This is a genomic window from Trichocoleus sp. FACHB-90, from assembly GCF_014695505.1.
Classification (GTDB): Bacteria; Cyanobacteriota; Cyanobacteriia; order Cyanobacteriales; family FACHB-T130; genus Funiculus; species Funiculus sociatus.
Map to the genome: position 1 here is coordinate 88,067 of NZ_JACJOK010000053.1, position 11,225 is coordinate 99,291.

Annotated in this window: 13 protein-coding genes and 1 tRNA gene; 6 read left to right on the top strand and 8 right to left on the bottom strand. The window is 45.3% G+C overall.

Going from position 1 to position 11,225, the window contains the following annotated elements; genetic code table 11:
* Nucleotides 1-22 precede the first annotated feature (22 nt).
* The 3 genes from zds to H6F74_RS15475 all read right to left on the bottom strand — a co-directional run bounded on the left by zds (nt 23) and on the right by H6F74_RS15475 (nt 3,783).
* Entirely contained in the window at nt 23-1,486 is a 1,464-nt protein-coding gene (gene zds, locus H6F74_RS15465; protein ID WP_190442611.1) for a 9,9'-di-cis-zeta-carotene desaturase, read from the bottom strand.
* A 73-nt stretch (nt 1,487-1,559) separates the two neighbouring features.
* Nucleotides 1,560-2,045 (bottom strand): DUF29 domain-containing protein, encoded by a 486-nt coding sequence (locus H6F74_RS15470; RefSeq protein ID WP_242022113.1) that lies wholly within the window; start codon nt 2,043-2,045, stop codon nt 1,560-1,562.
* Nucleotides 2,046-2,103: 58 nt separating this feature from the next.
* Nucleotides 2,104-3,783 carry a hypothetical protein gene (locus H6F74_RS15475; protein WP_190442615.1) on the bottom strand — a complete coding sequence of 560 codons (1,680 nt, stop codon included), beginning with the start codon at nt 3,781-3,783 and terminating at the stop codon, nt 2,104-2,106.
* A gap of 305 nt (nt 3,784-4,088) precedes the next feature.
* Here H6F74_RS15475 and H6F74_RS15480 point away from each other — a divergent pair, with 305 nt between their 5' ends.
* The 5 genes from H6F74_RS15480 (at nt 4,089) to H6F74_RS31050 (ending at nt 6,560) form a co-directional block, all read left to right on the top strand.
* A complete protein-coding gene (locus tag H6F74_RS15480; protein WP_190424984.1) occupies nt 4,089-4,445 on the top strand; it encodes an iron-sulfur cluster assembly accessory protein in 357 nt (118 codons plus the stop codon).
* A gap of 106 nt (nt 4,446-4,551) precedes the next feature.
* On the top strand, nt 4,552-4,971 hold the full coding sequence (locus H6F74_RS15485) for a tetratricopeptide repeat protein (RefSeq protein WP_190442616.1): 420 nt from the start codon (nt 4,552-4,554) through the stop codon (nt 4,969-4,971).
* A gap of 349 nt (nt 4,972-5,320) precedes the next feature.
* Nucleotides 5,321-6,196: a M48 family metallopeptidase gene (locus H6F74_RS15490; protein WP_190424990.1), complete on the top strand. Its 876-nt coding sequence runs from the start codon at nt 5,321-5,323 to the stop codon at nt 6,194-6,196.
* A tRNA-Leu gene (locus H6F74_RS15495) sits at nt 6,175-6,258 on the top strand. Before H6F74_RS15490 ends, H6F74_RS15495 begins: the two co-directional genes overlap by 22 nt.
* Nucleotides 6,259-6,329: 71 nt before the next feature.
* On the top strand, nt 6,330-6,560 hold the full coding sequence (locus tag H6F74_RS31050; RefSeq protein WP_347269521.1) for a hypothetical protein: 231 nt from the start codon (nt 6,330-6,332) through the stop codon (nt 6,558-6,560).
* A 60-nt stretch (nt 6,561-6,620) separates the two neighbouring features.
* Here the strand turns inward: H6F74_RS31050 and H6F74_RS15500 are convergent, their stop codons facing one another.
* From H6F74_RS15500 to H6F74_RS15520, 5 genes are all read right to left on the bottom strand, one after another.
* Complete coding sequence (locus tag H6F74_RS15500) at nt 6,621-6,818, bottom strand: hypothetical protein (RefSeq protein ID WP_190442619.1); 198 nt, start codon at nt 6,816-6,818, stop codon at nt 6,621-6,623.
* A gap of 273 nt (nt 6,819-7,091) precedes the next feature.
* A complete protein-coding gene (locus H6F74_RS15505) occupies nt 7,092-8,003 on the bottom strand; it encodes a WD40 repeat domain-containing protein (protein ID WP_199301265.1) in 912 nt (303 codons plus the stop codon).
* Between the two features lie 236 nt (nt 8,004-8,239).
* The gene (locus tag H6F74_RS15510) at nt 8,240-8,668 is read right to left on the bottom strand and encodes a heavy metal-responsive transcriptional regulator (protein ID WP_190442623.1); all 429 of its coding nucleotides are present in this window, start codon (nt 8,666-8,668) and stop codon (nt 8,240-8,242) included.
* Nucleotides 8,669-8,689: 21 nt separating this feature from the next.
* On the bottom strand, nt 8,690-8,983 hold the full coding sequence (locus H6F74_RS15515; protein ID WP_190442646.1) for a hypothetical protein: 294 nt from the start codon (nt 8,981-8,983) through the stop codon (nt 8,690-8,692).
* Nucleotides 8,984-9,205: 222 nt separating this feature from the next.
* Nucleotides 9,206-9,376, bottom strand: a complete 171-nt coding sequence (locus tag H6F74_RS15520; RefSeq protein ID WP_190425002.1) for a chlorophyll a/b-binding protein — start codon at nt 9,374-9,376, stop codon at nt 9,206-9,208.
* A 519-nt stretch (nt 9,377-9,895) separates the two neighbouring features.
* Here H6F74_RS15520 and ald point away from each other — a divergent pair.
* A complete protein-coding gene (ald, locus tag H6F74_RS15525; RefSeq protein WP_190442625.1) occupies nt 9,896-10,987 on the top strand; it encodes an alanine dehydrogenase in 1,092 nt (363 codons plus the stop codon).
* Nucleotides 10,988-11,225 lie beyond the last annotated feature (238 nt).

The window sequence follows — 11,225 nt, forward strand, 5'->3', positions numbered from 1 at the left end:
CTTATTATTCCTTTTCTTCCTGTTAAACCGCAGACAACTCACTTACCTCCACCTTAATATTCTCCAAAATCTCCTTAGCAGCCCGACGACCAGACAAAGTTGCTCCTTCCATACTATCGATGTAATCTTGCTGCGTATAACTACCCGCAAGGAAGAAATTTGCTATTGGGGTTTTTTGTTGCGGACGATACACATCCATCCCCGGTGCTTCGCGATAGAGAGACTGAGCCAACTTAACCACACTGTACCAGGTCATGTTTAACTCACGGGAAGAGGGGAAGAGATCGTGTACTTGTTTGAGGACGTGTTGCGCGATCGCTTCATTACTTTCCTTGATAAACGGATCTCCCGGAGTCAGCACCAGTTGCAACAGAGAACCTTCGCCCTCTCGATAATAATCCGATGGACTGGTTAAAGCTAAATCGGAAAAACAGGAAAAGTCAGCATCCGCCGTATATAACAGATTATCTATCCCCGCCGCATGATCCGTCTGTTTCCGTTCTGCCTGGTTGTGTAACTCAGTCACCCAACCATCAAACCGTAACTGAACTGTTGCCACTGGCACTGCATCCAGTTTATAAATATTGTCAAATTCCGACCATTTCCGCCAATCTTGCGGGATAATGCGCTTGATTCCCGGTACATCGCAGGCGCAGACATAAGCATCAGCGGTGATGGTTTCTTCCCCATCGCCTTTGGCAATTCGGAAACCAGTAACTCGCGTCTCGTTGCCTTCCCCGGAAAACAGAATTTCTCTTAACTGGCGACGAGTGTGGATTTTCGCGCCTCTTGCTTCCAAATATTTAATAATCGGCTTGTGCAGATATTCATCAGGAGAACCGCACAGCATTCGCAATACCGACGCCTCAGTTCTAGATGCAAACATCTGGAATATTGTCAACATACAACGGGCAGAAATATTCTCGCAATCGATAAAACCGAGTGCGTAGGCTATCGGGTTCCACATCCGCTTGATGCTGCCATTGCTACCGCCGTGACTGCGGAACCAGTCAGCAAAGCTGATTTTATCAAGAGAGCGAATGGTTTTCATCGACCCCTCGAAATCTACCAGACCGCGCACGATTGTACTGGTGCCGAGAGCGATCGCATTCTGTACTTTATCCTGCAATGACAGTTGCGATGTCGTGAAAAACGCCTTCAAGCCATTGAAAGGCGCACCTGTGATGAAGCGAAAATCTAATGCCCCCGTAACGCCGCCTTTGTTGATAAAGGTGTGGACGTGTTCTTTCCGGTGGAGATTCTCAAATGCCCCCACCTTCTTAAACAATTCAAATAGCTGGTAGTAGTTACCAAAGAAGACGTGCAACCCCATCTCAACATGATTGCCATCGGCATCTACCCAACTGCCAGCTTTTCCCCCGACAAACGGACGAGACTCGAAGATTTCGACTTCATAACCAGCATCGACTAGATCGACTGCCGCAGCCATTCCAGCCAATCCCGCCCCGACGATTGCAACCCGCATTCAATCTGTCCTTTTCAACTTCTTTACAAAGTTTAACTAAGAATGGTTACTCCAAGACGGGCAGCAGCTAAAATTACTGCCCCGACTCTGTAGTGAAGCGAGGTAAAAAATTATCATCAATTACTTCTGAGAGAGAATAGGGACTGAGAATTGGAAATGTCTCTAATGACAAGCCAGTTTCAGCTTTTGCTTGTTTAACAGCTTGGGCGTAACAATCAGCAAAAATGGTTTCGAGATAGGGTTGAAGACTAGGCGAATCGCTAAGAGCTTCCCTAACCCGCCTGCGGTGTTCAACAATACTACCTTCCCAGCTACCGCTTCTACGTTCGGGCTGAAATTGCCACTTGAGTAGGTGAAGCAAAACGACAAGAAGATTACTCTTCAGGCTTCTGCGCTCGCTCCTCCCTATGTCTTCAATTTCCTCAATGAGGTTTTCCCAGTCCACGTTTCCATAGTCCTGACTCTGCAATTTTTCGACAGTTTTTTCAATCCATTGCAGGTAATCAGTCTCATATAGAGTTTGATTATCCGTTTTCAGGGAAGGCATAGCAGTTTCCATAAATGGATCAAGGGTTGAGTATCGAAGTTAGTAGGGGCGGGGAAACACTGCCCCTACTTTATTCCAACTCAAAGCCGAACTGAGGGATTAGCTGAAGCATACCCAAGCCTAATTCTTCAGAGGAGAGCGATCGCGCTTCAAATAATGCCATCATGTCACCAAGCTGAGGATTTCCCTTCGATGCGCCTTTTAGCCCTCTGGCAATAATCACGCCACAGTAGCCTTTCGTTTTCTGACAACGCTGATCCCACTTGCGACGGGCTTCGATATGAACAGGGTCATCTCCTGTAAACTCACCAAAAAGGTACATATTGCCATTTTCAGTTTGTAAGATTCCCAAGTCGTAGAGATCCCCTTCTTCAGGATCTTCTCCCGGATTAAAGCATACTCCTTTCAGCCCTCCGGCACCCTGGATCTTTTCAATCAACTCCTTTGCCTTCGGACGGGAGGTTTGAATCAAAATTACAGGCAAACCTTCTCCCGCCGCCGCGATATCCTTAGGCTGATAATGTTCTGCTGTCTGACGCAGCAAGTCCAGCCGTTCCCAAGTCATCATCCCCAGACTGAAGAAAGAACCTTTCGGTATCAAATCATCCCGCAACGGCACCGTCATATCCTCGAATTCATCGTCGAATTCGTCGTCGAATTCGTCCTCGTCCTCATCCTCCGCGGCCAACTGGGCCATATTAAACAGTTCCGCCGCCACTTCTGGCACAGTTTGCACCTTTACCGAGAGAGTTTGCTTTGGTTCTACGGCTGGGGGTGTGGCGATGCGGAAGCGTTTGGTGAGGCTGGGGAACTTGTCGTCGGAGAGTTGGCGATGGGATGCGCGGAAAAAGCGATGTAAAGCTTCCAGTGCAAAATAAACTGCGATCGCTTCTTCTTCATACAAAAACGGTCGCATTCCCTCCAAAGGATGCACGTTGCCGAAACTTGGCCCTATTTCTGATAGGGCTAAGTCAGATAAATCTATTTCGTCCTCGTCTTCATCTTCATCGAAGTCATCTTCAGCCTTCTCGAAGGTCATAAACAAGCAATCTTGTCCTAAAAATGCTTCTTCTAGTTCCTCAAAAGACTCCTTTGCTAAGACTGAAGCCCGAAATCGCTTTAGAGAATCAAGAGAACGATACAACAAAATTCCGTACTCCATGCCCAGCATTCCCATCACCGAGGCGTAAAGAGTACCAACATCCCACTGGTTAATTTCAATTGAGATAATTTGGTGGTCAGCCAGCATTTCCCAAGGTGCATCTTCCCAAATTTCCTGAGCCTTTTCCTCCAGTAACTCCACATACTCTGGTGGTAGCTTCGGCGGACGAGTGCTGGACATCTCCTGAAAAGAGCGAAACAGCTCGTCAACCAGAGGCAACTCTGGTACATAATCAATAGCAATATCTAGATCCTGAAGAATACCCCGCAGATAAAACTGTACTTCGCGATCGCGGACTATTATTTTCTGAGGTCGGGCTGGTTTTGCTGGGCTATGAGGATACTCCATTGCACGCAACAAGGCGCGAACCATTGCTTCGGGCCCGGTTTCGGACGTTACCATATCCATTGCCCGCACCATGCCTTCGACACCATCTAACCAAACAATGCAGTCACCATCTTCCTGAGTATCCGACTCTAAGCTTTGTGCCATGCCAGCGGATAATCGACGGCGATCGCCCTCCCAGACGCTGGGAATTTGGTGTAGTGTTTTGAGCCGACGAAGGGTAGAGCGATTGAGAACAGACATATACTAAGCCAACTGAGTGAAGGAAAAAGCGGTCTGCGCTTTATGTTGGTAGATCCTCATTTTAAATACTAATCGTCTATATACCGTCTGCTTAATAAACTTCTATTTTGCCCGCTTTTATGTACACTGCTATACAATTTCTCTTGGCTATAGCCCTGCTATATGAGCGATCGTTACCATAGCTAATAAAAAGCTTTGCTTCGCTAGTCCATGTATGCTTAGCAATGTTCGATAAAATTAATACAGTGGGCTGGTTTACTCAAAATCGTCTATAACAAACAGCAAATAGGAGTCGAATGAGCGCGATGACACAAGCAACTCAGTCGCAAACACGAGGTATACAGTTGACAGAAGCGGCTCTAAAGCACGTTCTTCAATTGCGGGAGAAACAAGGTAAGGATTTGTGCCTGCGCGTCGGTGTCCGCCAAGGAGGCTGTTCGGGAATGTCTTACATGATGGATTTTGAAGATGCCAGCAAAATCCAGGAAAATGATGAGATTTACGACTACGAGGGCTTCAAAATTGTCTGTGACCCCAAGAGTATGCTATATCTCTATGGCTTAGTGCTTGACTACAGCGATGCTATGATTGGCGGCGGCTTTCAATTCACCAATCCCAATGCTGCTCAAAACTGTGGCTGTGGTAAGTCTTTTGGTGTCTAAATTGGATGGGGACTAGGGACTGGGGACTGGGTAAAACAAGAATGCAAATTTTTCTTCTTCCCAGTCCCCAAGTACGAATTACTTTTTACTTGATTGCCTTTTTAAAATGACCGAGCAAGTTAACGACCTTTTCGATACCGGACTGGAACGCTATAAAGCGGGTGAAGGCCCGGATACTTTGATTCCTGTTTTTAAGGAAATTTGCGATCGCTCCCCTAAAACAAATGCTGCCTGGGTTTGTCTGTCTTGGTTATATTTGTTGGATAACAACCCATCTTTGGCTGCAAAAGCTGCTCAAAAAGCTGTCAAGTTGAATCCCGCCGATCCTCAAGCTCGGATTAACTTGGCGCTCGCTATGCTCGAAACTGGACAAAAGGGTGTCCGCCAACACGTTGAAGTCGCTGGGCGTGCGATCGCGATTGAATCTGAATTACGCGAAGACGTTGAAGAAAGTATCGCCGATGGCTTCTCCAGAAAACCTGACTGGGATAGTTTAACTAAAGTCAAAAATTGGTTATTTGCCTAATTCTACTCTCATTAAATCAAGCTGTTTTTTTACTTTCTTTTCTTTGAAAAAACAGCTATCTTTTTCCTCTATTTTAATGATATTATTTACTTGAAAACGATTTTTTGAATAATAGAAATATGTGTATCTGTTGGTAAAGTACAGATTTCCATTATTTAAATATACCATATACGGTATAAAAAGACGTATAAAAAATTACAACAATTTGTCACCGTGAAGGCAGACAATAGCAACGAAAATCCTAGATCCCTCGCTATACTAATTGAGTATTACCTGTTCTAGGGGCAATAACCAAAGCCAAGAACCAGAACAGCACCACATAAAAGCCTTATTTTTTGAGATTGTCTCCATGTTGCCAACAAAGACACCGTTAATTGGTCTTTCCGCAGACAAGTTCCGCCATCCGCTGGATTTGGAGGCAACCACAGCCTTGAAACAGGTGCCGGGGTTGGATATGCTAGTGCGGAATCTGCTGGGGCCGCTAGCAGAACAAGTTTTTTACCTAGAAAATATAGCGGCGGGAGTGCTAGTCGGGCCTCAACAGCTGCCGCATCTGCACAAACTGCTGTTAGAAGCTTGCCAGATTCTGGATCTCGAACCACCGCAACTGTATGTGCGCCAGCATCCAGCGCCAAACGCCTACACATTTGCCATGCGAGGGAAGCAACCGTTTATCGTGTTGCATACCTCGTTAATTGATATGCTGACACAGGAAGAAATTCAGGCAGTAATTGCCCATGAATTGGGACACCTCAAATGCGAACATGGGGTTTACCTGACACCGTTGAATATTATCGTGTTAGCGGCGGGATTAATTCCCACTTGGGGGAGTGTAGTAGCTGAAAGCGTGCGATCGCAGATGATGGAGTGGTTGCGATGTGCTGAGTTTACGTGCGATCGCGCTGCACTACTAGCCACCCAAAACCCTAGAGTAGTGAGTTCCGTTTTAATGAAACTTGCGGGAGGTTCACCCGCGATCGCGCCTCAACTAAACCTGGAGGCATTTTTAGCCCAAGCCAAAGCTTACGACGATATCAGCAACAACCAGCTAGGTGAAATGCTCAAATCAGCCCAAACAGCCCAACTCTCCCACCCAGTCCCAGTTTTACGGGCTAGAGAAATTGATCGCTGGGCAAGTAGCCAAGAATACCAAAACTTGCTAGAACAGCATTCAATAGGCTATAATGATAAAGCTAAACCCAAGGGCGGGTGGCGAAACTGGTAGACGCATCAGACTCAAAATCTGACGACCGCAAGGTTGTGAGAGTTCGATTCTCTCCCTGCCCACTCTTCAATTATTAGAAGCCCCCTTAAAAAGGGGGCTGCGGGTATCAGATGTTGGATTAGGGGCCATAACCATGAGACTAAAAAGCTGGGAATCTCCCCGCAAACAGGGGAGAAACGACAAAGGTAAAGGCGGGTCTGCAAGAGCTAGACAACTGAAAAAGCAACAGCAGATGCTCCGGAAAAAGCTAAAAGACCAGGGCGAAGCTGAAAACAACAAAAAATCAAACAGAGGGAAGGTTAACTTCCCTCTGTTTTTTTGTGTGACAGGTTCATGCACTCTCGCGCGCACAAGCGTTGGATGAAAATTTTTGTTCACTATTGGCGTTGGCAAATTGGGATGGCAATTAAAAACTCAGTTCCAATCAGTTGAGCTTGAGTGTGTTGGAGTTCGCGCAGAGAGTGAAGCCTAGCGTTTTTTCCCATGCTGGGTTTAGGTGCTGAAAATATCCATCAGCATCAGCGATACAAAGCATCTCTAGGGATAGATTGAAAAAACGCTCTACCGCTGGTTTTTTGTAATCATTTATACTACTTACTTCGCTGGCATTGTCAATCATCACCAGTCTTTACTTCCTAAGTCTTATAAAAAACTAAAATTAGTTTTCCCAAAACTGGACTCCTAACCTCTATATAGCGTTATATAGCGTTTCTCCGTTGGCTGGAATATATCGCGATTATAATGTTCAGTCCACAACAGGGACATGGCAATGTCCCTACAGAAGCCCCCAACACAGACCTAAAGAATTGCCCCTCAAAGAAGAACTTTTTTTCTGGGAAGGGGGTGAAACTTTTCTCTCCTTCCAGGTGAGGGGTTGGGGGAGAGGTCAAACAATCTATTTCCTTACTTGAGTATCGGTTTGTGTGCCGGGAACTTGCCAAATTTTAATTGTTCTATCAAAACCGCCAGTAGCAAGGGTGCTTCCATCAGGACTAAAAGCTACCGAGTTCACCCAGTCTGAATGTCCTACAAGTAAGGCTATTAGCTCCCCAGTTCTCAGATTCCACAAGCGGACACCATCACGACTGGCACTAGCAAGCATTTCTCCCGAAGGATGGATGGCAATAGCCCGAATCAAGCCTGTATGTCCCGAAAGCGTGTAGAGCGATCGCGCAGTTGTTAAATTCCAAACTTTAATTGTGCGGTCATAGCTGCCACTGACCAAAATATTACCTCTAGGGTCAAATGCCAGGGTGCTGATTGCACCAGAATGCCCCGGAATTGAACCAATGGAGCTTCCAGTCCTTATGTTCCACAGTTTAATTACTGGGTCTCTACCCCCACTTGCAAGGATATCTCCTTGCGAACTAGCCGCTACAGCGTAGGTTTGGTTATCAAACCGCACCAAAGTATATATAGGGCGCTGTGTCTTCAGATTCCATGCTCTAATTCCATCCAAAGCACCTGTCACCAGAATTTCATTATCTGGCGTGATTGCTGTTGACAAAATGTTACTCGTATGGTCTAAAAAGGTACGAGTATATTTTCCAGTTTTCCAGTTCCAAAAATTGAGCGAGGAGTCATTACTAGAACTGGTCAATGTTTCTCCATCGGGGCTAAATTTTAAGGCAAGAACTGCCCGACGATGCGCCCGGAGGCTAGAAACTTGCCTCCCTGTTTTCAACCACCAAAATCTAATTCTGCCCTCATTGTCACTGCCCCCACTAATAAGAATTGTCCCATCAGGACTGAAGGCTAAGGATTCAACAGTTGTGGAGTGACCTTTGAGTGTGCGGATAAGCTGCACATTTCTCCAGGCTTGAGGTAGTAAGGTGTCTAAAGTTTCAGACGGCAGAACCTGGGGAATTTCAGTCTGAGCCTTAACTTGAACAAAGGCGAAAGGTAAAAGGCAAAAGACAAAAGTAGGAAAAAAGAGAAAAGTGTAAAATATATTACGTTTTTCTATTTTTCTCGATGTACGTAACTTTAAATTTTGGCACCTGTCCCTTTTCATTCTGATTTTTTACCTTTTTTGTTTTGCCTTTAATCTTGGATATTTGGGCAAATAGTCCGATCGATGCGATGAGCGGGTGGACGGTCTTGCCAACCAGAGAGTAACCCTTGTAGTTCAGCTTTGAGGATTTCGAGGGATTCAATTTGAGAAGCGATCGCGTCTACTTTGGAAAGCAGATGCTGTTTTAATGCACCACAAGGCAACTCACCCCCATCGTGGACAGCTAAAATTTCTTGTATCTCGCCCAAACTGAGTCCGAGAGATTGCGATCGCTTGATGAACGCCAGCCGATTAATTATCTCGCTACTAAACAGTCGATAGCCGGATTCTGTTCGTTTCACCACTGGCGACAATAGCCCAATATCTTCGTAGTAGCGAATAGTTTTCACCGAAAGACCACTACGATCTGCAACTTCACCAATTTTCAGCCATTTACCTGAAGTAGAAGTGGCTATCATTCTTGTATGCTTACAAAGTCTTTACTGGCGTGGATTGTGCTTAGATGCACTCAGTGTAGGTAAAGCAGTCCGGGGGGAAGAAGCGGGGAGATAGCGTTGTGCTTTTTGGGGTTGGGGTTCAACTTCATGCTGCTGCTGCTGCCACCACCGCAGAGCGATCGCTATCCCCACCATCGCCACTCCAAAGGTCAGCAATGACCAGCTTTGATCCACTCCACCAATCACTGCATCTACGGCACCAACAATGACAATAAAACTGGTAATTGGTTCTTTACGGTAAGCTGACTTCAAAAATCTAGGCATCAAAGCATTCATCACGACTTACTCTATTCCCTATAGTATTTATTCTAATTTCAGGTTATCTCATCTAGCAGCCAGGAGCCTGAAAGAAAACAAGCATCACACATCGGCTGCTCCCAGACTGAGCCATATTAGCTCTCGCGGCGCTTCTATCGCGGACTGAGTGCTGAGTGAATAAGACATATCCTATCGCTTATCTTCTCCCTCATTCCTCAGTCCTAACGTCAAGATTCCTGATTATTGCAAGCCCAGCCAGGATAGTACACCTTTCCCGGTCACGTATTCGATAATCACCATCAGCAGAAAGCCAATCATTGCTGCTCGACCATTCAAGCGCTCTGCGTAATCATTAAAGCCAAACTTTGGCTGCTCCAGCTTGGGAGTGACGGTCGGTTGAAGTTGGGTCATAGTTTGGCAATCCTTACTTCTTGATGCTTCTAGAGTATTTTACAATCCTTAATATATTTTAAAGGTGCTAGTCCTTGAGTCAATGGGAAAGCAGAAAATCTCATAAACTTCTGTGATGACCATGCCTTAGCTTGCTTTGGGTGGGGCAGTTACTTCATCTGCAACGGAATTTTGAGATTTTCTGTTTTGGCTTTTAAATGCTTTCCATAGGAGATAGCAATTCTTTTATGCTTTGTGAAGCCAAAGAAACCTGGTTTTGATAAAGTTACCGAGTTTGGTGGAAATTGTAACTTTCATAACTCAATTATAATTGTTATAGCAGCCTTCTTAAAAGGCTTCTCCCGAATAGGAGAGAAAAACTTCACTCTTTGCATAGAGACAAATACACAAAAATTCAGTTGAAGAAAAGTAAAACTTCAACTCTCTATACCTTTATAGAGTAACTTTTCCAATGTGCAACTAATAAATATTAGTTGTAAATACAGTCAATAATAACGAAGCTAATCATCGAGGTAAGAAATGGAAATTGGCGTTCCCAAGGAAACCAAAGATCAAGAATTTCGAGTCGGGTTAAGTCCTAGCAGCGTCCGGGTGTTGTATGAAAATGGTCATGCAGTATTTGTGGAAAGCGGCGCTGGTGTTGGTGCTGGCTTCACCGATGAAGATTTTATTCTTGCTGGGGCGAAAATTGTCTCCCAAGCTAAGGATGCTTGGAGTCGAGAACTCGTGGTTAAGGTGAAAGAACCACTCAAGCACGAGTACGAGTTTATCCACAAAGAGCAGCTACTGTTTACTTATTTACACTTAGCAGCAGATCGGACTTTAACTGAGAATTTGATTGATAGTGGAGTTTGCGCGATCGCTTACGAAACCGTAGAAATACCAGACAAAAAAACTCTGCCCCTCCTCACCCCCATGAGTATCATTGCTGGTCGCCTCGCCGTCCAATTTGGGGCAAGATTTCTCGAACGCCAGCAAGGAGGTCGCGGAGTTCTCTTAGGCGGCGTTCCTGGCGTTCGTCCTGGTAAAGTCGTAATTTTAGGAGGCGGCGTCGTTGGTACAGAAGCCGCAAGAATGGCGGTAGGCGTAGGCGCTCATGTGCAGATTTTGGATGTCAATGTCGAGCGTTTAGCTTATTTGGAAACCCTCTTTGGTTCCAGAGTTGAACTGCTTTATAGTAACTCTCTGCAAATTGAAGCGGTTGTCAGAGAAGCCGACTTACTTATTGGTGCAGTGTTAGTCTTAGGCCGTCGCGCCCCCATCCTCGTACCGAGAAGTTTAGTAAAACAGATGCTTCCTGGTTCGGTAATTGTAGATGTGGCTGTAGACCAAGGTGGATGTGTGGAGACGCTGCGCCCTACTTCTCACACTAATCCTACATATATAGAGGAAGGTGTTGTTCATTACGGCGTTCCTAATATGCCGGGAGCAGTTCCCTGGACTGCAACTCAGGCACTTAATAATAGTACCTTACCCTATGTCTTGAAATTGGCGAATCAAGGCATGAAAGCATTAGAATTAGACCCTGCTTTGGCGAGGGGTGTGAATGTACAGAATCATCGGTTGGTGCATCCTGCTGTGCAGGAGGTTTTCCCAGATTTAGCCCATTAGATAATTGATAAGGGGATATTGTAGAGACGTGTACAACGTCTCTACAATTGGGAAAAAATCTACCAATTACCAAGGGTAAATTTGGCTCTACCGAACTTGTTATGTAAAAATGTTAAAAATAGCTAATCAAAATAGCAGAAACAGAATAGGTATAAGAAGTGACATTTGTTGCGGGGCTTGAATTCTGGGATTGATTGTGATTAAGTAGATGCAGTAAAAAAGCAGCCCCAGACTGGGT

Excerpts from the sequence above, each read along its gene's own strand:
- zds (WP_190442611.1), bottom strand. The coding sequence starts at position 1,486 with ATGCGGGTTGCAATCGTCGGGGCGGGATTGGCTGGAATGGCTGCGGCA.
- H6F74_RS15470 (WP_242022113.1), bottom strand. The coding sequence starts at position 2,045 with ATGGAAACTGCTATGCCTTCCCTGAAAACGGATAATCAAACTCTATAT.
- H6F74_RS15475 (WP_190442615.1), bottom strand. The coding sequence starts at position 3,783 with ATGTCTGTTCTCAATCGCTCTACCCTTCGTCGGCTCAAAACACTACAC.
- H6F74_RS15480 (WP_190424984.1), top strand. The coding sequence starts at position 4,089 with ATGACACAAGCAACTCAGTCGCAAACACGAGGTATACAGTTGACAGAA.
- H6F74_RS15485 (WP_190442616.1), top strand. The coding sequence starts at position 4,552 with ATGACCGAGCAAGTTAACGACCTTTTCGATACCGGACTGGAACGCTAT.
- H6F74_RS15490 (WP_190424990.1), top strand. The coding sequence starts at position 5,321 with ATGTTGCCAACAAAGACACCGTTAATTGGTCTTTCCGCAGACAAGTTC.
- H6F74_RS31050 (WP_347269521.1), top strand. The coding sequence starts at position 6,330 with ATGAGACTAAAAAGCTGGGAATCTCCCCGCAAACAGGGGAGAAACGAC.
- H6F74_RS15510 (WP_190442623.1), bottom strand. The coding sequence starts at position 8,668 with ATGATAGCCACTTCTACTTCAGGTAAATGGCTGAAAATTGGTGAAGTT.
- H6F74_RS15515 (WP_190442646.1), bottom strand. The coding sequence starts at position 8,983 with ATGAATGCTTTGATGCCTAGATTTTTGAAGTCAGCTTACCGTAAAGAA.
- H6F74_RS15520 (WP_190425002.1), bottom strand. The coding sequence starts at position 9,376 with ATGACCCAACTTCAACCGACCGTCACTCCCAAGCTGGAGCAGCCAAAG.
- ald (WP_190442625.1), top strand. The coding sequence starts at position 9,896 with ATGGAAATTGGCGTTCCCAAGGAAACCAAAGATCAAGAATTTCGAGTC.